Annotated in this window: 17 protein-coding genes; 1 reads left to right on the top strand and 16 read right to left on the bottom strand. The window is 29.3% G+C overall.

Going from position 1 to position 23,636, the window contains the following annotated elements:
* Positions 1-594: 594 nt before the first annotated feature.
* The 8 genes from phnE (H8R92_RS11005) to H8R92_RS10970 all read right to left on the bottom strand — a co-directional run bounded on the left by phnE (H8R92_RS11005) (position 595) and on the right by H8R92_RS10970 (position 8,525).
* The gene (phnE, locus tag H8R92_RS11005; protein WP_186835481.1) at positions 595-1,392 is read right to left on the bottom strand and encodes a phosphonate ABC transporter, permease protein PhnE; all 798 of its coding nucleotides are present in this window, start codon (positions 1,390-1,392) and stop codon (positions 595-597) included.
* 1 nt (position 1,393) lies between these two features.
* Positions 1,394-2,218 carry a phosphonate ABC transporter, permease protein PhnE gene (gene phnE / locus H8R92_RS11000; protein ID WP_022212673.1) on the bottom strand — a complete coding sequence of 275 codons (825 nt, stop codon included), beginning with the start codon at positions 2,216-2,218 and terminating at the stop codon, positions 1,394-1,396.
* Between the two features lie 2 nt (positions 2,219-2,220).
* Entirely contained in the window at positions 2,221-2,985 is a 765-nt protein-coding gene (gene phnC / locus H8R92_RS10995; protein ID WP_022212674.1) for a phosphonate ABC transporter ATP-binding protein, read from the bottom strand.
* A 133-nt stretch (positions 2,986-3,118) separates the two neighbouring features.
* Complete coding sequence (locus H8R92_RS10990; protein WP_186835480.1) at positions 3,119-4,129, bottom strand: phosphate/phosphite/phosphonate ABC transporter substrate-binding protein; 1,011 nt, start codon at positions 4,127-4,129, stop codon at positions 3,119-3,121.
* Between the two features lie 244 nt (positions 4,130-4,373).
* Positions 4,374-4,979 (bottom strand): protein adenylyltransferase Fic, encoded by a 606-nt coding sequence (fic, locus tag H8R92_RS10985; RefSeq protein WP_186835479.1) that lies wholly within the window; start codon positions 4,977-4,979, stop codon positions 4,374-4,376.
* A gap of 145 nt (positions 4,980-5,124) precedes the next feature.
* Complete coding sequence (gene nrdD / locus H8R92_RS10980) at positions 5,125-7,248, bottom strand: anaerobic ribonucleoside-triphosphate reductase (RefSeq protein WP_186835478.1); 2,124 nt, start codon at positions 7,246-7,248, stop codon at positions 5,125-5,127.
* Between the two features lie 333 nt (positions 7,249-7,581).
* Positions 7,582-8,010 (bottom strand): Hsp20/alpha crystallin family protein, encoded by a 429-nt coding sequence (locus H8R92_RS10975; protein WP_022169167.1) that lies wholly within the window; start codon positions 8,008-8,010, stop codon positions 7,582-7,584.
* Between the two features lie 74 nt (positions 8,011-8,084).
* A complete protein-coding gene (locus H8R92_RS10970) occupies positions 8,085-8,525 on the bottom strand; it encodes an Hsp20/alpha crystallin family protein (RefSeq protein ID WP_186835477.1) in 441 nt (146 codons plus the stop codon).
* 309 nt (positions 8,526-8,834) lie between these two features.
* Between H8R92_RS10970 and H8R92_RS10965 the strand changes: the two genes are divergently transcribed.
* Positions 8,835-9,467, top strand: a complete 633-nt coding sequence (locus H8R92_RS10965; RefSeq protein ID WP_022212681.1) for a flavodoxin family protein — start codon at positions 8,835-8,837, stop codon at positions 9,465-9,467.
* 50 nt (positions 9,468-9,517) lie between these two features.
* Here the strand turns inward: H8R92_RS10965 and H8R92_RS10960 are convergent, their stop codons facing one another.
* From H8R92_RS10960 to H8R92_RS10925, 8 genes are all read right to left on the bottom strand, one after another.
* On the bottom strand, positions 9,518-10,282 hold the full coding sequence (locus H8R92_RS10960; protein WP_186835476.1) for an ABC transporter ATP-binding protein: 765 nt from the start codon (positions 10,280-10,282) through the stop codon (positions 9,518-9,520).
* Positions 10,275-11,240 (bottom strand): ABC transporter ATP-binding protein, encoded by a 966-nt coding sequence (locus tag H8R92_RS10955; RefSeq protein WP_207722833.1) that lies wholly within the window; start codon positions 11,238-11,240, stop codon positions 10,275-10,277. The genes H8R92_RS10960 and H8R92_RS10955 overlap by 8 nt, the downstream gene beginning before the upstream one ends.
* An 8-nt stretch (positions 11,241-11,248) precedes the next feature.
* Positions 11,249-12,790, bottom strand: a complete 1,542-nt coding sequence (locus H8R92_RS10950) for an ABC transporter substrate-binding protein (RefSeq protein ID WP_186835475.1) — start codon at positions 12,788-12,790, stop codon at positions 11,249-11,251.
* Positions 12,791-12,804: 14 nt separating this feature from the next.
* On the bottom strand, positions 12,805-13,629 hold the full coding sequence (nikC, locus tag H8R92_RS10945; protein WP_186835474.1) for a nickel transporter permease: 825 nt from the start codon (positions 13,627-13,629) through the stop codon (positions 12,805-12,807).
* Positions 13,630-13,642: 13 nt separating this feature from the next.
* Complete coding sequence (gene nikB / locus H8R92_RS10940) at positions 13,643-14,575, bottom strand: nickel ABC transporter permease (protein WP_022169174.1); 933 nt, start codon at positions 14,573-14,575, stop codon at positions 13,643-13,645.
* Between the two features lie 133 nt (positions 14,576-14,708).
* On the bottom strand, positions 14,709-15,665 hold the full coding sequence (locus tag H8R92_RS10935; protein WP_022212687.1) for a M14 family metallopeptidase: 957 nt from the start codon (positions 15,663-15,665) through the stop codon (positions 14,709-14,711).
* Between the two features lie 293 nt (positions 15,666-15,958).
* On the bottom strand, positions 15,959-17,749 hold the full coding sequence (locus H8R92_RS10930) for an immunoglobulin-like domain-containing protein (RefSeq protein WP_186835473.1): 1,791 nt from the start codon (positions 17,747-17,749) through the stop codon (positions 15,959-15,961).
* Positions 17,750-17,766: 17 nt separating this feature from the next.
* Entirely contained in the window at positions 17,767-23,628 is a 5,862-nt protein-coding gene (locus H8R92_RS10925) for a fibronectin type III domain-containing protein (RefSeq protein WP_186835472.1), read from the bottom strand.
* Between the last annotated feature and the right edge of the window lie 8 nt (positions 23,629-23,636).

The raw sequence follows: 23,636 nt of genomic DNA, 5'->3' as shown, positions 1-23,636 counted from the left end.
TTATTTTCATATATTTTTAAGAACCCATGCCAGTGATCTTCTAGTATTATTTTTATTTTACCTTTTTTCATATGTAAAAACCTCTAATTTATAATTAATAAATTTAACATATTTAAAGGCTGAATGCTAGATAACATCTAACTTTCAGCCATCGAAAATTTTATACTTTCCTGTACTTTAAAAAGAGAATCGGACGCATCCGATTCCCTTAGGTGTAGTCCGCAGACATTCACCGCTATTCGATATATATATTTTACTATATACATTAGCTGGAACACTTGGTTTAAAGTTATTTAAAATATTTTCAAAATCACTTACAAATTTATTTAGTTCAGTTTTGGTAGTATTAATATTCTTTAAAAGATATACTATAAGAATTATATAATCAACAATTTTATAACTGCTTTTTAGATATCATATAATTCTACATAAGCACTCTAATAACTTTATTTGATAGCATTTTTAAATTATTATTGTTTTTTACATTTATACTCCTAAAAATATAATTTAAAAAAAGGAGGATTTAAGTTCTAATCCCCCTTTTATTATATATTAGTATTAAAAATGATTTTCATACTATATATTTTATTTATCCTAACCTCTAGCAAGTTTAGTTCTTATTTTAGTTGAAATTATTTCTACAACTAATACTAAAATTATTAATCCACAAAGAATAGCACCAACTTCATCCCAATTAAATGCATTCATTGCAAATATTAATGGTGCTCCTATTCCCCCTGCACCAACTAGTCCTAATATAGAAGCATCCTTTATATTTATTTCAAATCTATATATAACTGTAGAAACGAAATTTGTAAATAACTGTGGTAATATTCCATATCTTATTTTTTCAAAAGTACTACATCCTGCAGCATCTAGAGATTCTAATATTTTAGTATCTAAATCTTCTATTGATTCAATAAATAATTTAGCTATCATACCTATAGATATTACTGATACTGTAAGAACCCCTGCAAAAGCACCAGGTCCAGTTACACGAATAAACATTAATCCATAAACAAATGCTGGGAATGTTCTAAGTGCTGCTATAATAAATAATCCTATAACACTTATCCACTTAGGCATTATGTTAGTAGAAGATAAAAATGCTAACGGAACTGCTAATACTGCTCCAATTAAAGTACCTATTAAAGCTATACAAATAGTTTCTAATAATAATGCTGGAACTTCAGTTAATAACATTTCTAAATCAGGATGTAGAATTCCTGATAATACATTTTTAGCAATATCAACTCCATTTGATTTAATTCCACTAAAATTAATTCCCTTTGAAGCCCATACTATTACAATTACTATAAATAATACAGTTAGGGCTTTACTTATCCATGTATTTGGCTGTTTTTCTAATTGTTTTTTTAATGATAATTCCATACTACCCTAACCTTTCTCTTATATATTTACTTCCATTTTCTATAATTAAGACTGTTATAAATAACATAACAAGGATCATACCAACCCTATCATATTCTCTCCAACCAATTTTTTCATTTAATATAAGACCTATACCACCAGCTCCTACATATCCAAGTATCGCAGCAGCTCTTACATTTATCTCCAAACTGTAAAGACAAATGGATAAATATGAAGGCATTATTTGAGGCATTATTGCTCCAACAAAGGCTTTTACTCTTGTCGCACCAACAGCTTCCATAGCTTCGAAAGGTCCCATATCAACAGTTTCAACCTTTTCATATAACATTTTAGTTACTATACCAAAAGTAAATATTGATATTGCAACAGTACCTGCAAAAGTTCCTAATCCAAATATATAAGTTGATATTAAAGCAATAATTAATGTTGGTAATGTTCTTGTAATACTCATTACAACTCTAACTAAATTTAAAATAATTTTAGATTTATTTATATTAACAGAACATAACATAGCAAAAGGAATTGCTATAAAACTTCCTATTAAAGAGCCTAAAACAGATATTTTTATAGTTTCTATAAGTGGTGGAATAACTGTCTTCATATAATCAAAATTAGGTGGAAACATATCTTTTAATATTACAAAAAACTCATTTCCTCTCTTAATTATTGTTTCAAAATTAAACCCAGTTACATCTCCTGCAACTATTAAAGATAAAAATAGTCCAATTATTACAAAAGGTGCAACTGAAGCTTTAGGCTGAACTTCTTTGCCATTGTTCAGAATAATCTTTTCAGGCTTAAATATATTTTTTATTTTTCCTAACATAATTAAGCCCCCATTACTTCATCAGCAGATAATTCACGGCCATATATTTGCTTTAATACTTCACTATCTACTTCTGCAGATGGTCCATCATATACTATTTCTCCTGCCTTTATTCCAATAACTCTATCAGCATATTTTAATGCTAAATCTACATGGTGAATATTAATTAATACTGACATATTTAATTCTTTATTAATCTTTTTGAAGTCATCCATAACTTGCTTTGCAGTTATTGGGTCAAGTGCTGCAACTGGCTCATCAGCAAGAATTATTTCTGGCTTTTGTGCTAATGTTCTAGCTAAAGCAACTCTTTGTTGTTGTCCACCAGAAAGTTGATCAGCTCTAACATAAGCCTTATCTAATATACCAACTTTGTCTAATGCTTCTAAAGCTATAACTTTATCTTCTTTAGAATATAAACCTATTATAGACTTCCATAATGGCATATCTGGCACTCTTGAAGTTAATACATTGTTTACTACTGTAGTTCTAGTTACTAAATTAAAAGATTGGAATACCATTCCTATTTTACGTCTAAATTTTCTTAAATCTTTTCCTGCTAAATCATTTATTTCTTGTCCATTTACAGTTAATGACCCTTCACTAATGTCATGCATTCTATTAATTGTTCTTAATAATGTAGACTTACCAGCTCCTGATAAACCTATTATTGCTACAAACTCGCCTTGATTTATTTCAAGTGATATATTTTTTAGCGCATGTAATCCATTTGGATAAACCTTATTTACCTTATCAAACTTAATCACAAGTTTCCCTCACATTCTAAATTTATCTTTTTGTAAACTTTTTGTATATTATACTTTTATATACCAAATGAGTTCATGTTAAACATGAACTCATTTTTACAGCTAATAAAATAAAAGATATTTTCTTTTAAAATTATTGCATAGACTTAATTAATTTTTGTGCTTCTCTTTCTGCATCGTAGTCAGAACTATTTCCAATTTCATAACCTTTGTGGCTGTATATTGAAATAATTTTTTGACCTTCTTCTGTATTACCTATGTTAATGAAAGCTTGTTGTATAGCTTCCTTTAATTCTGAAGTCATTGATGCATCCTTAGTAACAGATATTGTATCATTGTAAATACCATCTGTTACACCAATAACATTTGTTTCATCCCATATAGAAGCTGTTCTTCCAAAATTAGAATTCCATTGATCAACATAGTCTAAACGTGCATCAGCATAAGTTACCATTACATCAATTTGACCACTTGCTAATTGAGATAATGATGTTGCATAGTTATCTAAAGCCACTTTACTTTTTAAATCTGTTATTGATATTCCAAAGTTCTCTTGTAACCAAAGGCTTGGATAAATATATCCTGCTGGTGAAGTTGTATTTGATGAAACTCCCCATGTAGCGCCTTGAATATCATCTAAAGTTAACTTTTCTCCATTGTTAATTTTTGCAGCTAATTTTTGTCCTTTTTCACTTGGACCAGCAATTACTAATGATCTGTAGTATTTAACTTTATTGTTTGTATTTTCTGTTGGAGCTGTATTCCAATCTGCTGGATTTTCTGAATCATGGTTTAATCCAAATCTAGTTGCTGTTAATGCAACATCTACACCATCATCATATAATACGTAAGTTCCCCCTGGAATAAATCCTACTTGAGCTGTTCCTGAAGATAATGCTTCACCAACTGCTTCAAAGCTTGTACCAACTTCAATTCTTACTTTTTCAAAATCGTAACCTAATTTTGATAATTCAGCCTTTAACATTTCTGCTAATGGTTTAGTTGCTTTTTGAATCTCTGCTGGATCTCTTGATGGTACAAAGTATACAACTAACTCATCATTATCTGCTGTTTTTGAACCACATCCAACTAACATTGAAATACTTAGTACTAAAACTGAAAGTAATGCTAAAAATCTTTTCATTTATCTTCCCATCCTTAAATATTTTTTCCTTTGTATCATAACATATTTTTCGACACATTTATATATCTTATTTAAAATTTTCTTTATTTTATATACACTTTTTATTAATTAGTATACATTATATTTGCACTTTTATTTCCTAAAATTAAGTACATAACTAAATAAATAATATTATAAAAACAAAACCTATAGAAATTAAATTTAATTCTATAAGTTTTATGTAAAATATTATTTTTTTGTATTACTATAAATCTTCTATTCTATAAACAGTATATCCTTCATAATAATAACTAGTATCAATACCTTTCATATAGATTTCTCTGTCATTAATTTTATCAGTTAATGCTTGTTTTAAAATATGCTTAATTTCTATATCCTTTATAGGACTACGTTCCATTGCAAGTAAATAATCATTCTTATCAACTTCACTCCAATTAACTACTTTACCTAATTCTTTTTTTAATATTAAGTCAAGCCAAATTCGAGTACTTCTTCCATTTCCTTCTCTAAATGGATGAGCAATATTCATCTCAACATACTTCTCAATTATTTCATCAAAACTTGATTGTGGCATTGATTCAATATGTTCTAATGATGCCTTTAAATACATAACAGGTGCAAATCTAAAATTTCCTTTTGCAATATTAACATCACGTATTTTTCCTGCAAATTCATATATATCTTCAAATAAATATCTATGAATATCAGATAATGAATTATATTTTCCCGCTTCTAAGCTGTCTAAATATCCACTTTCAAATAATTCAATAGCCCTTTTCTTACTTATTTTTTCTTCTATTCTAGCAAGTTCTACTGAATCTGTAATTTTCAATTTATTATTAAGTGCCATACTTCCTCCTATAATAATAGAGTCATTACTTATCTATTGTAAATTAATAACCTTTTTGATTTTATTTTTATCTTAATTATAGCATTAATTAAAAAGATAAGCGTTATATTAAAACTTAATTTTATATAACACTTATCTTTTTTACTTATAGATGTAAGACTCTATCTCCAATTTCTGCTGTTCTTCCTTTATTCCAGAAGTTAGTTCCAATGTATCCACAAGTTCTTCTCATAACTTGCATTTCATTTTCATCACTATTTCCACATGATGGACAATGCCAAGTTAAATCCCCTTTATTTAATTGTATTTCACCTGTATATCCACATTTGTAGCATATATCTGGTTTTGTATTTATTTCAGCATATTGAATATTATGATATATAAAGTTTATTATATCTTCAACTGCTTCAATATTTTTACTCATATCAGGTACTTCTATATATGAAATGCATCCACCTAAAGATATATCATGGAATTGAGATTCAAATTTAAGCTTGCTAAATGCATCTATTTCTTCACATACGTGCACATGATAAGAATTAGTATAATATAACCTATCAGTTACATTTTTAATTTCCCCAAATCTAGCTTTATCTAATCTACAGAATCTATAAATTAAGTTTTCTGCTGGTGTTCCATAAAGACCAAATCCTAAACCAGTTTCCTTCTTCCATTCCATACATTTATCTTCCATATGATTCATTACTTCTAAAGCAAACTTTTCTCCTTCTGGAGTAGTATGGCTTACCCCTAACATTGCATAAACCATTTCGCATACCCCTACATATCCTAATGATAATGTTGAGTATCCATCTTTTAAGTATTTATCTATTTTTTCACCTTTTCCAAGTCTTGCTATAGCACCATGTTGCCAATGGATTGGTGATACATCTGAAGAAGTTCCAAGTAACATGTTATGTCTAATCATTAAAGCATCCTTACAAAGTTCTAATCTTTGATCTAACATATCCCAAAATAACTCCATATCTTTATCTGCCGTAATAGCAATTTGTGGTAAATTTAGACTTACTACACCCTGGTTAAATCTACCATACCACTTGTAGTTACCATTTTCATCTTTACATGGTGATAAGTGTGATCTACAACCCATTGGTGGGAATGTATTCCCTTCATAATTCTTTCTCATAATTTTTGCTGATTGATAGTCCGGCACCAATCTTTTGGCTGTACATTTAGCTGCTAATTTAGTGATATAATCATATTTTCCACCTTCTAAGCAATTATGTTCATCTAATAGATAAACAAGTTTAGGGAATGCTTCTCCTATTTCTTGTCCTCTATAATTTTTCATCCCTTCTAATCTTTGCTTAATCATTTCTTCACAAATTAAAGCCATTTCCTCTTCATAAGGATGACCTTCTTCTATTTCTAAATAAATTGTTGAAAATGGAGCTTGTCCATTTGTTGTTTGTAATGTACTTAATTGGTATCTTATAGTTTGTACACCATCTTTAAGCTCTTTCATTTTCATATCTAAAGCAAGCTTCTTAGCTAACTCTTCATCATTTAAAAGCTTCATATAGTGATTATAAGCTTTATCTTCTGTTACCTTTAAATATTTAGCTAAATGCTTAACTGTTATACTTTGACCACCATATTGGTTACTAGATACTTGTGCTATTATTTGCGTTGTTACAGTACAAGCTGTACCAAATGATTTTGGTGATTCAACTAATTTATCATTAATAACAGTACCATTTTCCAGCATGTCTTCTAAATTTATTAAACAACAGTTAAATATTGGTGATAAAGTGTAATCCATATCATGCCAATGAATGGTTCCTTCATCATGAGCTTGAACCATATGTGATGGTATTAATCTTCTCCTTGAAATATCCTTCGATACTTCTCCTGCTATTAAATCTCTTTGTGTAGCAGCTATAGAAGCATTCTTATTAGAATTTTCCTTCATAACATCATCATTAGTCTTATTGATTAAGCTTAAGATACTTTCATCAGTTGTATTAGTATTTCTCTTAAACTCTTGTACTGCTCTATATCCTTCATAAGCTTTAGCTGTTACTGATTGTTCATAATGAACTAATCTATCATAAACATAGCTTTCTATCTTATATATAGTTGGGGTTTCATCTTCCTTACTAAAATATTTCTCTGCATCATCAGCTATTATCCCTGCAATATCCGGTAAGTATATACCACTACCATTTTTCATAGATTTACATATAGCTTCTCTTATTTTCGACTTATCGAAATCAACTGTACTACCATCGCGCTTAATTACTTGCATACAAATCTCCCCCTATTTAGTTCTAATATATATTAATTTTGTTATTAATTAATATGACTATTTATTATAACTCAAAAAACTTTTTTTATCTTTTTTTCCTTTCTTTTTATTTGCTAATTTCCCATTAAAAACTTCATTTTGCTATAAAAATCTTTAATTTTAAATAATATAATCAATTTGACAGTATTATTCTTCCATTTTTAAAACACTATATATGTGTTCTATAAACCTCCTCATACACTATATATAGTTATTATCTGCTTTTTGTACAAAAAATAAATTAATAGTTAAAATTTAAAGCCCTGCTACAATTCACTGTAACAGGGCTTTAAATTATTCAATCTTAATTTTATTATCTTCATTTATTGATTTCTCCTGTTTTGGTAAGGTAACTTCCAAAACACCATTTTCAAATTTTGCACTTATAGCAGATTTATCAATATTACCTACATAAAAGCTTCTTGAAACTTCTCCATAATGTCTTTCTTTCCTTATATAATTTTCCTTCTTATCTTCCTTAGTTTCATTCTTATGAGCGTGTATAGTTAAGTAATTTTGATTATATTCCAAGTTTATATCTTCCTTTCTCATTCCAGGAAGATCAGCTTCTAATATATAGGCTTCTTTAGTTTCTCTGATATCTGCTTTAATTGCAGTATTCATATTAAGATTATCATTAAAGAAATCTCCAAATAAATCATTAAACATTGTGTTACTATTATTAAGATCCTTATTCATTTTAAAAGGTACTAAACCAAACATATAAAAGCCTCCTTTATGCTTTCACACATATAAATAATTTTAAATTGCTATTTTTTAATTAAAATATTCGAACACTATTGAATAGGTATTCCATTATAGCTTGATCTTTCAATAGTCCTCTTAGGTAAGATAATATCTAAAACTCCATTTTGGAATCTAGCTTGTATTTGATTTTTATTAACATTATCAAAATAAAAGCTTCTTGCTATTTGTCCATAATGTCTTTCTTGCCTCAAATAATTATCTTGCCTATCCTCAAATGTCTCATTCTTCATTGCTGAAATTGTTAAATAATTATTATCATAATCTAAACGTAAATCCTCCTTATTCACTCCTGGAAGCTCTGCCTCCACTAAATAAGCCTCATTTGTTTCTCTCACATCAGCCCTTATATCATTTCTGTCATCAAAAGTTGATATAAAATCATCACTAAAGAAGTTATCAAAAAGATTAGTTAATGATGATATTGTATTACCACTTCCTCTTGTCATTCTAAAAGGTATTAAACCAAACATACAAAAACCTCCTTTTTTCTTTACCTTAATATCCCTTAGCTCTTGTTCCTCATATCCCTCATCTCTTTTTACAAGTAAATTATAAATCCAAAGTCAAGGAAAGTCAAAGTTTAATTTTTTATGATTTAAAGAGATATTCAAAGCTTTTTCAAGCTTCCATTATCCATTTATTTTTTTCAAAACAAAACTAAACATCATCGCCCATTTTGTCAATTTTTAATCATTTTTAAATAGTTTATTAATTATTACATAATTTGTATAATAATAATAATGATATAGATATAAAAATTTAAGGGGAATGAGAATATTATGAAAGTTTTACTTATTAACGGAAGTCCTAAAGAAAAAGGATGCACTTATACTGCATTATGTGAAGTGGCTAAGACTCTTAATGAAGAAAATATAGAGACAGAAATTTTTCATATTGGCAATAAACCTATACGAGGATGTATTGGATGTGGTAATTGTGCTAAAACACAATCTGGACGCTGCGTATTTAATGATGATACCGTAAATGTTGCCTTAAAAAAAGCACAAGAAGCTGATGGTTTTATCTTTGGCTCTCCTGTACATTACGCCGCTGCTTCTGGTGCTATAACAAGTTTTTTAGATCGAGCTTTTTATGCTGGTAAAAAGTACTTTGAGTATAAACCTGGTGCTGCTATAGTTAGTTGCCGTAGAGCTGGTTCCACTGCCACTCTAGAACAATTAAATAAATACTTTACTATTTCAAATATGCCACTTGTTTCTTCGCAATATTGGTGTATGGTTCATGGTAATACTCCTGAAGAAGTAGTACAAGACCTTGAAGGTATGCAAATAATGAGAACATTAGGTAAAAATATGGCTTGGCTTTTAAAATGTATTAAAGTTGGCCAAGCAAATCACATTAATATTCCTAAAAAAGAAACAAAAATTCAAACAAACTTTATTAGAAAATAGTAAAAAAGATAGCTCTGGCTATCTTTTTTACAGACTGATGACTTTACTTATTAAAGATAAGCTGATTGAATTAATAACTTGGTATATTCATGTTGAGGATTATTAATAACCTCCTTTGCTTCTCCAACTTCTACTACTTTTCCATTTTTCATAACTGCTACTCTATCACAAAAACTACTTACTAATGCTAAATCATGAGTAATAAATAAGTATGAAATATTCATTTTTTCTTGCATTTCTTTTAGTAATTCAACTACTTGTGCTTGAACTGATACATCTAAAGCACTGGTAGCTTCATCACAAACTAAAATCTTAGGATGGGCTGATAATGCTCTTGCAATAGCTGCCCTCTGACATTGCCCTCCACTTAATTCATGAGGATATCTATCTTTATACTCCTTTGGCAAACCTACCATCTGCAAAAGATTATCTACCTTATGCTTTTTTTCTTCTTCCGTTGTAGAACATAAATTACAAACATACTCCATAATAGATTCTTCAATGGTTAGCCTTGGATTAAATGAGCCAATGGCATCTTGAAATACCATTTGAATTTCCTTATAAACTTCTTTTAATTCATTTCTTTTTACATTAGTAATATCTTTATCATTTAATATTACTGTTCCACTATCTGCTTTTTCCAGCTTCATAATGATATTAGCTAAAGTGCTTTTTCCACTACCACTTTCTCCAACTACCCCTAAACACTCACCTTGCTTTATATACAGATTTATATCATCACAAGCAACATGTAAATGATCTTTCTTTTTATATGTCTTTCTTAAATTATTGCATTGTAAAATTATTTTATCCATATTTTTTCTCCACATCTTTTACATAATCACAAGCTATGTATCTTCCATCATGCATCTTCTTCAAATATTGCTGATTTTTTATACATACTTCATTACATTTTTCACACCTTGGTGCAAAACTACAACCAGTTATATTTTCTGTAAATAATGGTGGATTTCCCTTTATACCTTTTGGCATAGTTCCATCCATCTTAGGAACTGCATCTATTAAAGCCTTAGTGTAAGGATGTTTAGGATTTCTGAGTATATCTTCTTTATCTCCATACTCCACGATATTTCCACTATACATAACTGCTACTTTATCTACCATTTGTGATATAACACTCATACTATGAGTAACTATTATTATGCTTGTCTGAAAATTATCTCTAAGTGACATCATTTCCTTTACTACCTGTGCCTGTACCGTAACGTCTAATGCACTGGTGGGCTCATCAGCTATTAATATTTCTGGCTCTAAAATCATGGCCAAAGCTATGGTAACTCTTTGCTTCATACCTCCACTTAGTTCAAAAGGATAGCTGTTTAATATACATTTGCTATCCTTTAAATTAACCTTCTCAAGCATATTTGCAGCTTTTTCTAAAGCTTCATTTTTATTTATATTCATATGACTTTGCATAGTTTGTACAAATTGTTTACCTATTTTTCTAATAGGATTTAATGTTGCTCCTGGATTTTGAAAAATTACTGCCAGATTATTTCCTCTTAATTTTCTTATCTGCTTACTATCTAATGATAAAAGATTCCTTTCATTAAATAATATTTCACCACTAATTATTTCCTCTGATTTATTCATCATTTGAATCAAAGCTCTAATGAGCGTACTTTTTCCACAACCACTTTCTCCAACTATGCCTAATATCTCACCTTTTTTTATATTAAAAGATATATTCTTTAATATTTTTACGCTATTATTATTAACAGATAAATCTTTAACTTTTAATATCTCTTTCATCGCTTCACCTACTGAATATATGTATCTTTATTAAATTGATAATAATCTGTAGGATGTGCCTTAAATCCCACTACATTATTTTTCATCAAGAAACTAACCTTAAGATGTGCTATAAAATTATAACCATCATCATCTAAAACCTTTTGAACTATTTCTTCTGCTAAATTATTTCTTTCTTCTATATCAAATTCTAACTGCATTTTATCTAAAAGCATATCTACTTCCATATTACTATAATTACCATAATTTAATTCTCCATTACTTCTCATGGCATTATTTAAATAAGATAAAGGCTCTCCAGTAGATGATGTTACATTGGAATATAAACATAAATCAAAGCTTCCCTTAGATAATATATCTGAAATATTTTCAGATATTTCAATGGATACTTCTATACCAACCTCTTTTAAATCTGCTTGAAGTGCCTGGGCTATTGTTGGCAACTCAGCTCTTGCTGAATATGTAATTAATTTTAAAGTTAAATTTTCTCCATCCTTATCTAAAATTCCATCACCATTGGTATCGCTATACCCTTCTTTTGTCAATATTCTTATTGCTTCTTCTTTATTATAACTTGAATTATCAGTTACATTAGAACCATATGTAGTGTTCTTTGGAAATGGTCCTACTGCTGCTGTTGCATTACCATTTAAAAGTCCCTTTGCATACTCTTCTTTATTTATAAGCATATTAATTGCTTTTCTCACATTTTTATTATTTAAATTGCTGTTATTTTCATTAAAATACATTAATATTGCTCTTGAGGTATCTATACTACTTAACTTATAATCGTCATTTTCCTTTAACAAAGCCATAAGTGATGTAGATATTCCCTGAGCAATATCAATTTCTCCAGATTGTAGTGCCATGGCTAATGTGTCACTATCACTAATAGGAATAATCTTTAAATTGCTTAGCTTTACATCACCATCCCAATAATTATTATTTCTAGTTAAATAACTTGAGCTGATAGTAGTAAACTTTTCTACTATGAAAGGACCTGTACCTACTGGATTACTATCAGGAGTTTCTGTACCATTCACATCAATAATTGCTGCAAAAGGATCACACAAATCATTTATTAAAGTAGGATTTTCCTCTTCCATATTAAAAATTAAATATTTTCCATCTACTTCAATATTTTTTATTTTTAAAGTAGATTTAGCTCTACTATTTAATTCAATTACTCTGTCTAATGACTCTTTCACTTTTTTTGCTGTCATCTCTACTCCATTTTGAAAATATATATTTTCTTTAATCTCTATACGCCATGTTGTAGTATTTAATGCTTCATATCCTTGTGCTAGCCATGGAATTGGTTCCATAGCATCATCTAATTTAAAAAGCGTTTCTGCCACTCCATACCTTACAGTAAACCATCCACTATATCCTTGTGCTGGATCTAAACTTTTAGTACTGATTGTTGTTCCAAATACTAATTCTTCCTTGCTTTTCCAAACAGTATCATCATTACTTTTGCCACAGCCCGTTAATATAAGAAAACATGTTAAAATTCCTAAAGCCATTATGTTTATTTTTCTTTTCTTCACCAGTTAACTCCTTATTAATATTCTTTTTGCTTAGGATCTAGCATATCATGTACTACATCACCTAGAAGATTAAATAATATGACAATAATAAAAATTGCTATACCTGGTGCTATGGTTATCCATGGTGCAAATTGAATCATACTTTTTCCTTCATTCATCATTGCTCCCCATTCCGGTATAGGTAGTGGTGAACTTAATCCTAGGAAAGAAAGCGCTGCCATTTCCATGATAGTAGTTCCAATATCTAAAGATGCTGTAACTATAAGAGTACTTAAAACTCTTGGCATAATATGCTTAAAAACAATATACATAGAACTATTACCACTTAACCTAGCAGCTTTTATAAATGTTTCTTCCTTTATCTCCAATACTTCACCTCTAGCTAACCTAGCATACTTAGTCCAACCGATAACCCCTATGGCTATCATAGCATTAATCATACCACCACCTAAAACTCCTGCAACAGCAATGGCCAACACCAAACTAGGAAATGCTAAAAATACATCAACAACTCTCATTACTATATTGTCAAATAATCCACCTATATATCCACTAATAATTCCTATAAAGCTTCCAAATACAAACATTAGTGAAACTAAAATAAGTGATGAAAAAATAGTTCTAGATGCACCATATATCATTCTAGAAAATACACATCTACCTAAAGCATCAGTGCCTAAAAAGAATTCTCTACTTGGTGCCTTTAATGTATTTTGTAAATCTATTTTATACGGATCATTAGGTGCTATATATGGTGCTAACAAGCTTATACCCAAGATTATTACTATCAATATTAAAATCATTAAAAATTTATTCTTTCTTCTATCTTTTGTACTCATATTTATCCCCTCACTATGCTTCAATTCTTGGGTCAATAAACTTATATAGCAAATCTGTTATTAAATTTATCAGCACAAAAATTATTGCCATCCAAAGAACATATCCTTGAATAACAGGATAATCTCTATTGAATATAGCATTTAATGCTAAGCTTCCAATTCCAGGCCAAACAAATATAGCCTCAATTACAGCACTTCCTCCCATTAATGAACCTATAGATAATCCTACTAACGTTATTATTGTTATCATTATATTTTTAAGTACATTAAAATAGAGTATTCCTGCTTCACTTATTCCTCTAGACCTAGCTCCCCTTACATAATCCTTTTCTAATTCCTCAATAACAACTACTCTTATCTGACGTATATACTTACTTATCATAGGTATTGCTAAAGTTATAGAAGGTAAAATTATACTCTTAATACCACTTTCACTTAATATAGGAAACCATCTTAATTTTAAAGAAAAGACTAATAATAATATCAATGCTAAAAAGAATCCTGGAATAGAATTGCCTATAAAGCTGATTGTCCTTATTATATAATCTATAAATTTATCTTTATTAATTGCTGCTATTATTCCAATGGGAATCGAAACAAGTATAGTTATAGCCATAGCTGTGGCTGTAAGTGTTATGGTATATGGTAAATGCTTAAATAACTCTTCCTTTACCGATACCCCTGTAGAATAGGAAATGCCAAAATCTCCTTTTAAGCAATTTTTCATCCAATTTAGATATTGTACTAAAAAAGGTTTGTCTAATCCCATCTCTACCCTAGTGCTTTCTAAAACTTCTGATGTTACAACAGCTCCCTGAGAAGTCAATATTGCTTCTGCCGGATCTCCTGGTGCTAAATTCATAAGCCCAAATGATACAAATGATATTATTATCAAAATGGGTATTACTCCTACAACTCTCTTAAAGATATATTTTAATAATTTCATAAATTAATCTCCATTTCATAATGCAAATGATTTGCATTTACCTTTATAAATTTTATATCTTATCTCCTATTGTGTCAACATTATTATTAATTATTAAAAAAAATCATACATGCCATAACATGTATGATTTCTTTTACTCAAGCTTACCATAAGCCACTAAAGGGCTATCCTTTGCAACTGCTAACGCTACTGTATGATACATTACAACACCATTAAATTCTGCGTAATATCTATCTACTAAATTGCCAAAAAAGTCTGTAACTTCTCCTAATACCTGTCCTTTAGAAATTAATTCTCCAGCCTCCACAAAGCTAGTCCAACACCCTTCATTTAAAGCTTCTAGATAATTTGCTTCTGTAATATCTATAGGAATTTCCTCTTTAATAGTTTCTTCTGTTACCAATATCTCCATTTTATTTAAAACACTATATAAATCTTTCTTATATGCTTTAACATCTTCTGTAAGACATAACCCCATTCCTCCACGCTCTAAAAGCATACTTGGAGTTCCACTAATAGAACCATAGCTATGAACTCCTGTGGTAGAGTTAGACTTAACCATATATTTAACGTCTAGCACAGCAGCCACCTCTTTAATTTTATTAATAATTTTCAATTCTGCCTTTCCTGCATAATATAAATGTGGAGTTAATGCTTCATTTAAATCTCCTCCATGAATATCTAAATGGAAATCTGCTTTACTTTGCATTTCATTAACTATAATATAAGCTATTTTTTCTGCTATTGTTCCATCTTTTTTTCCTGGGAATATACTATTTAAATTCTTATTATCTTCTGGAACAACTGCTGGAGTTCTTTTAAAAAATGCCTCAACATTTACTGGATGTACAATTATTATATTTCCACAAACATCTGCTGGATTTATTTCTTTGGCTATTTCTATGGCCGCCTTTATACATGGATATTCTCCTCCATGAACTCCAGCTGTAATAAGAAGGCTCTTACCTTCCTTTGCTCCATTAATAAGAGTTACTGGTATTTTTCTATCCGTATCTAAAATATTTATAAATCCTTGTACTTTAGTAGCTACTTCTGCCTTTAACCCATTTATTTCTAAAATATTTTTCATATTTACCTCATATATATTATTTATAATTATATTTTAATTGATAATAATTATCATTATAAACACTAAATGTTTTTATGTCAATAAATACAAAGTTTTAGAATTAAATTAAGTTGTTAGCAAATTCTTAACAGTTTCAACTCCACTTTTAGTTTGTGAAAGCATTGCTTGAACAGCTTGTTCTAATATTGAATTTTTAGAATATTAGAATTTATTCTATCTACCACAGTTCCATCATTTTTTATAATTAATAATAAAAAGTGCCTAAGCAATGAAACACTTAAGCACTTTTTTTATTATCTATTTTTCTTAAATAAGTATGCACCTATTAAAGCTATAACAGATCCAATAGAAACTATTATTCCACTACCAACTGCTGCTCCTGTAGTAGGTATCTTAGAACTATTTGTTGTAGAGTTATTATTTTCACTAATAACATTTTCATTCTTAGAATCACCACTATTTACATTACCAGTATTTTGTCCTGTGTTTGTCCCATTGCTAGAACTATTTATATTGTTTCCTGGATTGTTTCCTCCATTGTCTGGTTTATTTACACCATCTCCTGGATTACTTCCTTCATTGTCTGGTTTATTTACACCATCTCCTGGATTGCTTCCTCCATTGTCTGGTTTATTTACACTATCTCCTGGATTGCTTCCTCCATTGTCTGGTTTATTTACACCATCTCCTGGATTGTTTCCTCCATTATCTGGTTTATTTACACCATCTCCTGGATTGCTTCCTCCATTGTCTGGTTTATTTCCACTATCATCAGGTTTTTGGTTATTATTTGATTTTTCAACGACTTTTAATATAGTTTTCATTTCAGCTGATTCAGTTCCATAATTATCTACAGCTTTATATGTTATAGTATATTCACCTGGTACATTTACGTCATAAGTTCCTGTAACCTTAACTTCTACTGCATTTCCTGCAAAATCTGTAGCAGTAACATTTTCTAGCGGATCAAAAGCTTGCCCAACCTCTATTGTAACCTCTGATTTAACTCCATTTATTACAGGTGCATTTTGTTTAACTACTTCTAATGTAGCAGTATCTGTAACAGTATTGCCATATGCATCTGTTGCTGTATATGTTAATACATAGCTTCCTAAAGCTTCTACATCATAAGTTCCTGTAACAGTAACAGTTAACTTTCTTCCTTGATAATCTGTTGCTATAACACCATTTAAAGGATCAAAAGTTTCACCTTGTCTTATTTGAATATTTTTATTTGTTACTGTCATAACTGGATTGCTAACAGACTGTTTAGCTTCTTCTACCACTACAATGGCCTCAAAAGTAGTAGATTCTCCTTCCTTATCTGTTGCTACATAAGTAACTTTATAACTTCCTGGTTTTTTATTATCTACACCATTACTATTGGCAGTTATATTAGTTATTTCACCATCTTCATCATCTGTTGCTTTAACATACTCTAAAGGCTTAAAAACATCACCTGTTTTTATAATTATATTTCCTTCAACAATTTTAGGTGATTCTACTAATGAAATTACTGGTGCTGTATTTACTGTTAATTTATCTTTACTACTATTTACTATATCTGAACCCTTAACCTGTTTGTTAGTTCCATCAATAATATAGTTATATGCAATACCTTCCGAATTTACATTTGGTACAACAGTATATCCTTCTGTACTATTTTTATTTTCCTTAGCAACATTAATTTCACAAATTTCTAATAATCCACCATCAATTTCTATATTAGAATTTGATAATATAAATATATCCATTTGCTTTTTATCAGCACTTATTTTAACATCTGTTTTTAAATCATCATTTTGTGACTTAACTAACCACTTTATAGAATCATCAGTAAAAATAGCATTTCCTTCAATCTTAACACTTAATTGTAAAGATTTTGCTAAATCTGAAAAATTACTTAATGATAATTTAATTGTATCTTTATTTTGTTTATCTACATTAAGTTCTATAGCATTATCTGATACCTGTGCATATTGTTCAGCATTAGTTACATTATCACTTTTTAAATAAATAGCCGTCGTCATTACTGCAGCTGTTGATAAAGCTATAACTTTTGTTTTAGTATTAACCTTTTTCATGCATTTACTCCTTTGTACTATCTATTTTCTTTAATAGCATTTAATATATCAGTTTTTATATCAATAGCCTTAACTTCATTTACACTTCTACTTGAAGCAGATAATGTTATTTCAGGAAGTTCTTTTGGTACATCAATTTTAAATGTATCACTTACTAATCTTTGTCCACCCTCTAAAGCATCAGCCGCATCTGTTCTATATAACTCTGCAAAAATTTTCTTATTATCTTCATTAAATGTTTTTGCATCTTCTGGATTTACCCAATAAATCCAAGTTCCTTCTGCTACTTCTTCCAAATTACCATTGTCAGGTACTTGAGCTAAAAGAATACCTTGATACTTATCTGCTATATGTTGTTCTTTTTCATTAAGAACTAATGGAACATTAAATGCAGGATTTCCCCTATATTCCCCAGTTATTATAACTGAACCAGCTGGAATAAATTTTCTTTCATCTTCATCAGTATCTGGATTATCTGATTGATATTCATAATCATTTTTTAATACACCAATTCCATTAGTATACGTAATATTATCATCAGAAAGTCCAATTTCAATATTATCTCCAGGAGGTGTTATTAAATCTAATTCTGACGCAGCAAAATTCTTAGTATCTAATGCTGTTATCTTCACATATCTAGCATTATATGAACTTAATTGGTTACCACCTGTAACACCTTCTGCATCAAAATAAATTGTTTCTGTTGGATTTTGTGGATCTAAGTTTAAAGTACCTTCTTTAACAGTTGTCCAACTTGCTCCATCCTTACTTACTTCTATCTTATATTTCTTCAGTGCATTATCAGCTATAGATGTACTCTTAAATATAAATCCTGATTTTGTTGTAGGTGCTGTATATTTTATACCTACTAAAGTTTTCATTTCAGTAGTATCTAAAATTACATACGGATTATTATTTGGATTCATTTCAGCAGTATGAATACTTGAGTTATATTCATCCTTTGTAAGCATTCTACCTTCATAAACAGTAGATTTATCATTATCTAAAGCATGTTTTAAATCTTCATTACCATCACATGAATGAATATCATTACTTTCTTCATGAAGACTTATAGTATTAGAAGATATTATTAAACTTTTCTTATCTACTCCACCTTCATGACGTATTTTAACAGTTCCTAATTGAACTTCATTTGTTGGATTTAAGTTATAATCATAAGCTACTGCTTTATACTCTACAACTCTATTATTTATATTTTCAACAGTATCAGTATATACAGTTTGTGAATTTGCTTTATCTCTTTCTATAAATCCACAAGGCTCACCATTTCTATAAATTTCATATCCTAAAATTCTATCATTACTTTTATCTACTGATAAATTAATTTTAACTTCTTTAGAATCTACATAAGAACCTGTAGTAATTCCATCTGCAAATGATGCACTTAATGTAGTACCCTCTTCCATATCAGCAGTTCCTGCTATTCTTTGTCTTCTGGCTTCATCATTTATATATTGAATCTTTTTAGTTTCCTTAGGGAACTTAGAAACATACGCTAATGTTGTTTCATTTGCAATTATTCCATGAGCCTCATAGAAATCAGTTAAATCTTTACCAACAACTTTAGAAGTTAATCTTATTAGCCATTGATCTCTGTCACCATTAACTCTTTCTTCTTCTGACATTTCTCTATATGCTCTATTTAATTTAGCAAAATATGAATCATTAGTTAAGTCAGCATCAACATCTGTAAATAACATTTCATAAGTAATATTATCTTCATATGCTAAATAAGGTTGCCATAACATATTTAAAACTACAGTTCTATCAGTAGATAAACCTATTGTATTAGAAGTAACCTTTTCATATACCTTTTTAAATGAATCAAAGTAAGGACTATTTTCATTTAACATAGTTCCTGTAATAGCAGTCATTAAGTTATTACTTGTTTCTGGATATAATCTATCACCAATATCCATAACATGTCCCATTTCATGACCTATTAATCCACCATATAAATGAGCAGAATCTGCATTAGTAACCTTTCCATTTTCATCAAATTTATAAGGAACACCTTGAATATATTGAGATGAGCTAAATCCTACACCTATATGATGATTAGATGCATAAGCTGCTGCTCCCATCATCATTCTTTGATATTTAATATTTAATCTTGTAAGTGGTGCTCTGTGCTTTCTAAAGTAAGCTCTATCTTCATCATCAATTTCACCATTACCATTAAAATCTTGAACTTCTTCAAATACACCTTTTTTAGCAAAACCAACTTTTACTTCTTGTTCCCATGCTAAAAGTGCATCATATACTCTATTAACTTGAGCTTCAGTATTACCTTCTAATCCACTTTCTATACCTTTAAGAATTTCTGATGCTGGTAAAGTTAATGTAAATCTATCTCCTTCAATATCAGTTGTATTTAAAGGTGATGTTTGTTCATCATAAAGATATACATTATTAATCTTATCTTTATCAGAAACTTCTGATGGATATAAAGTATTTATATCATTCATATATGTTTTTAATTCTGATATATAATTTCTTATTTTATCTTTTACTTCTTTTTCCTTAGTAGTATCATTTATCATATTGTTAACATTTAAGTTAGGAATTTCAGTAACTCCACTTAAACGTATCTGAACATTGGCAGTTGTTGAACCTTGAGTAACTCTTGCCATAACTTGTCCACCTTTTTCCACATCAGCAGAAATGATTGATGGTATAGTTATTTCTGTTCTTCCTGGTGATACTGTTTGTACTTTACTCATATACGAACCTGGAAGTCCATAATTTTGTAAAAATACTATATCAACTCTAGTATTTGGATCACTTGACCCCATGTATACTACAATTTGCTTACTTGTACCCTTGTCATCAACTGAAGGTCTTGCAACACTTCCTAAAGATTGATAACTATTTCCCATTCCTAAAGATGGACCTTCATTATTAGTTCTAATACTAGCATCAAGAGTTGTAATTTTTTCTGAAACTTCCTTATCATCAAATAACTTTTGAGCTGTATCTAACTCTTTCTTTAAAACATCCTTATCTGGATGATATTCGCCACTAATAGCATCTGGTGTATCTAATCTCTTAGCCAATTCATTTAATACATCTTGAGTAACAGATTTCTTAAGAACTAATCTTAAATCATCTTCATATAAATTCTTTATATCATCACTTAAACTATCATATTCATAGAACTTAAGCTCTGATATTATTTGTGTACTTCCACCATATCCTGATGTATCAACTTTTATTTTCTTTGCTCTTATAGGTTCATTTAACTTAACCATATAATAACTGTTGCCATTTGACCATTTTTCATTTATTGATTCTGTATAAACTACATTTTTATTATCATTTTCATCCCAATAAGTAACCTTTACTTTATAAAGTCCCATATAATGACCACTTTGAAGAGTTCTACCAATACCTATACTTCCAATTGTATATGTATCATCAAATGTAATTTCTGAACCTCTATCTGCACCATAACTAGCCCCTGTATCCCAGTTATCAACCTTCCATTCAGTAGTAAAATCTCCATCTACTAATGCATATTTAGAATCATAATGTAAGTAGTCATCTTGTTGATTCCATCCATTTTCATCCTTCTTATTACGTACATCAACAATATGAGTAGTTCCTATTTCATTTTCACTTGTTGGTCTATTAATTAACTTGTATTCTTGCATTGATGGTGGAGTAACTGATGTTGTACTTGCTATATATGACTTAGACATTTCACTTGTACCTAAGTGGTTAGTAGCAGTAACTCTTACTTCATAAGTAGCATTATCATCAAGATTATTAACTGTATAACTATGACTTCTTACCAATTTACTCTTATCTGGATTTGTAATATCAGAGCTACCTTCAATAACTTCTTTGTGATTATCATTAGCCTTTATCCAGTTTTTATTGCTATCTCCAACTTTTCTATAATATATATCAAAATCTCTTGCTTGAGAATGTTGTTCCCAACTTACTGTAAAAGATTTATATCCTTGATTTGTAGTTAAATTTCTTGGTGGTTCAGGTGAGTTTAAAGGAATAACTTGTATTTCTGATACACTTCCCTTATCACCATTATAATAGCTATCTATTGGATTAAAATCAGCATCTACATTATCTGCTTTTCCATCAAATGCTGTAGGTACATCTTTTTCAGTTAAATATCCACTGCTCCATTCCCCACTTAAAGATTGAATACTTACTCTATATAAATCATAAGGTTTTATATCTTTATCTAATATATTTAAATTTGTTTTATTTGTTTGTAACTTTTTAGTGCTTATAACTTGACCGCTTTCATTAAGCTTTTGATACATTACTTCATATGAAGTTACATTTGCTTGTGGTTCCCATGATATTGTTATTCTTTCATCATGAAGATTAGTAGAAGTTTCTAAAGATTTTATTGTTGGAATATTCATATCTGGCTTTGGAACTTCTTTATATACATTATTTAAAAACTCTATTTTTGCAATTTGAGAAATCTTCTTGTTTCCTCTATTTCCTGTTACATTTATAGATATTTGCTTTACAGCAACTTGACTTCCTAAATCAATAACAACATCATTTGATGCACCACTTCTTTTAAGATTTTCTTCATTGAATGGTACAGTTTCTGTGTTACCATCAACATCAGTGTAAGTTATGTATCCTTGTGATGGAATAGATGCATCTTCACCTTCAACTGCAGAACCTTTTATTACAACTGATTCCATTTCAACACCTTCGCTATTAGCTGTTCTAAGAGTTCCATTTTTTGTAGTATCTAATCCCATAGATATAGTTAAAGGTTTGTCTGCACTTGGTGCTTCTCCATCTGCTCTCCCTAAATTAACAACAGTGTCTGCACTTGTTAATATATCCTTGATATTTTCTGCACCTTTTAAATCTTTAGTGTCTATGTCAATATTTTCAGGGTCTAATATCTTTTCTAAATCTACTATTTCCACTTGTCCTTTAGTTTTTCCAATGTTTGAATTAACATAAGATAAATCTGCTATATCAACACTTCCATCTCTATTTAAATCATATTTACTGTCTTTGCTTCCAATAGCATCAAAAACTAATTTATAATCCTTCATGTCTATAACAAAATCATTATTAACATCTCCTGCTAAGAATACTGGATTATAATTTTCATTTGAAATCATCTCATTTATAGATGTTCCTAGTTTTATTCTCTTAGAATAATCAACTATATCTATATTATCTACTGTTGTATTTATGTATCCTTCTCCATCTATATCAACAGAATAATTTCCTCTTTCTAACCCTTCAAATACAACTCTTATATAATATATTGAATCTCCTTGCTCTAATGGTTGCTTTTTAGAATTTAATTTTTCAACAGTATAAGTAACACCTGAATTTAAATTTCCATTTAAAATATCATTTATATCAACTTTTCCTATTAATTCTTTATTAGAATTTTTCAGATTTAAAGATATTCCTAAATTTGAAGTATCAGCTAGTGGTAATGGGAAATTCATATCAACTTCTAATTTTCCTACAACTTTACCTTCTGCTTTTTTAACTTCTATTTTTTCCTCTTTTTCTTTTGCTTTAGAAATTTCTTCCGATTTAACAACCTCTTCATCATCTTCTAAAGACTTTTCTTCTATAGTATTATCTTTTATTTCATCTTCAACTACATCTGATTCATTTTTCACTTCATCTGTGCTTTCATCAGATTTATCTGCATCTTGATCTTGAATTTTTTCTGTATTTTCAATTTCTACTTCTACATTTTCCTTTAAATTTTCATCAGCATTATTTTCAACTGAATTATTTTCAGTTGCACTAACTACTTCACTATCAGCATTAGGTACTATTGATGTTGCCAGTGTTGCTGCCAATGTATATGAAACTATCTTCTTATTTTTCACTAAGATAT

The sequence above is a fragment of the Clostridium lentum genome, assembly GCF_014287815.1.
Classification (GTDB): domain Bacteria; phylum Bacillota; class Clostridia; order Clostridiales; family Clostridiaceae; genus Clostridium; species Clostridium lentum.
Note: the sequence above shows the minus strand (reverse complement) of the source record. Positions and strands in the feature narration are given on the sequence as shown.

Coding starts and splice junctions, on each gene's coding strand:
- nrdD (WP_186835478.1), bottom strand. CDS start 7,248: ATGCAAGTAATTAAGCGCGATGGTAGTACAGTTGATTTCGATAAGTCG.
- H8R92_RS10955 (WP_207722833.1), bottom strand. CDS start 11,240: ATGAAAGAGATATTAAAAGTTAAAGATTTATCTGTTAATAATAATAGC.
- H8R92_RS10970 (WP_186835477.1), bottom strand. CDS start 8,525: ATGTTTGGTTTAATACCTTTTAGAATGACAAGAGGAAGTGGTAATACA.
- H8R92_RS10930 (WP_186835473.1), bottom strand. CDS start 17,749: ATGAAAAAGGTTAATACTAAAACAAAAGTTATAGCTTTATCAACAGCT.
- fic (WP_186835479.1), bottom strand. CDS start 4,979: ATGGCACTTAATAATAAATTGAAAATTACAGATTCAGTAGAACTTGCT.
- H8R92_RS10965 (WP_022212681.1), top strand. CDS start 8,835: ATGAAAGTTTTACTTATTAACGGAAGTCCTAAAGAAAAAGGATGCACT.
- H8R92_RS10990 (WP_186835480.1), bottom strand. CDS start 4,129: ATGAAAAGATTTTTAGCATTACTTTCAGTTTTAGTACTAAGTATTTCA.
- H8R92_RS10975 (WP_022169167.1), bottom strand. CDS start 8,010: ATGTTTGGTTTAGTACCTTTTAAAATGAATAAGGATCTTAATAATAGT.
- H8R92_RS10960 (WP_186835476.1), bottom strand. CDS start 10,282: ATGGATAAAATAATTTTACAATGCAATAATTTAAGAAAGACATATAAA.
- nikC (WP_186835474.1), bottom strand. CDS start 13,629: ATGAGTACAAAAGATAGAAGAAAGAATAAATTTTTAATGATTTTAATA.
- phnE (WP_022212673.1), bottom strand. CDS start 2,218: ATGTTAGGAAAAATAAAAAATATATTTAAGCCTGAAAAGATTATTCTG.
- H8R92_RS10935 (WP_022212687.1), bottom strand. CDS start 15,665: ATGAAAAATATTTTAGAAATAAATGGGTTAAAGGCAGAAGTAGCTACT.
- nikB (WP_022169174.1), bottom strand. CDS start 14,575: ATGAAATTATTAAAATATATCTTTAAGAGAGTTGTAGGAGTAATACCC.
- phnE (WP_186835481.1), bottom strand. CDS start 1,392: ATGGAATTATCATTAAAAAAACAATTAGAAAAACAGCCAAATACATGG.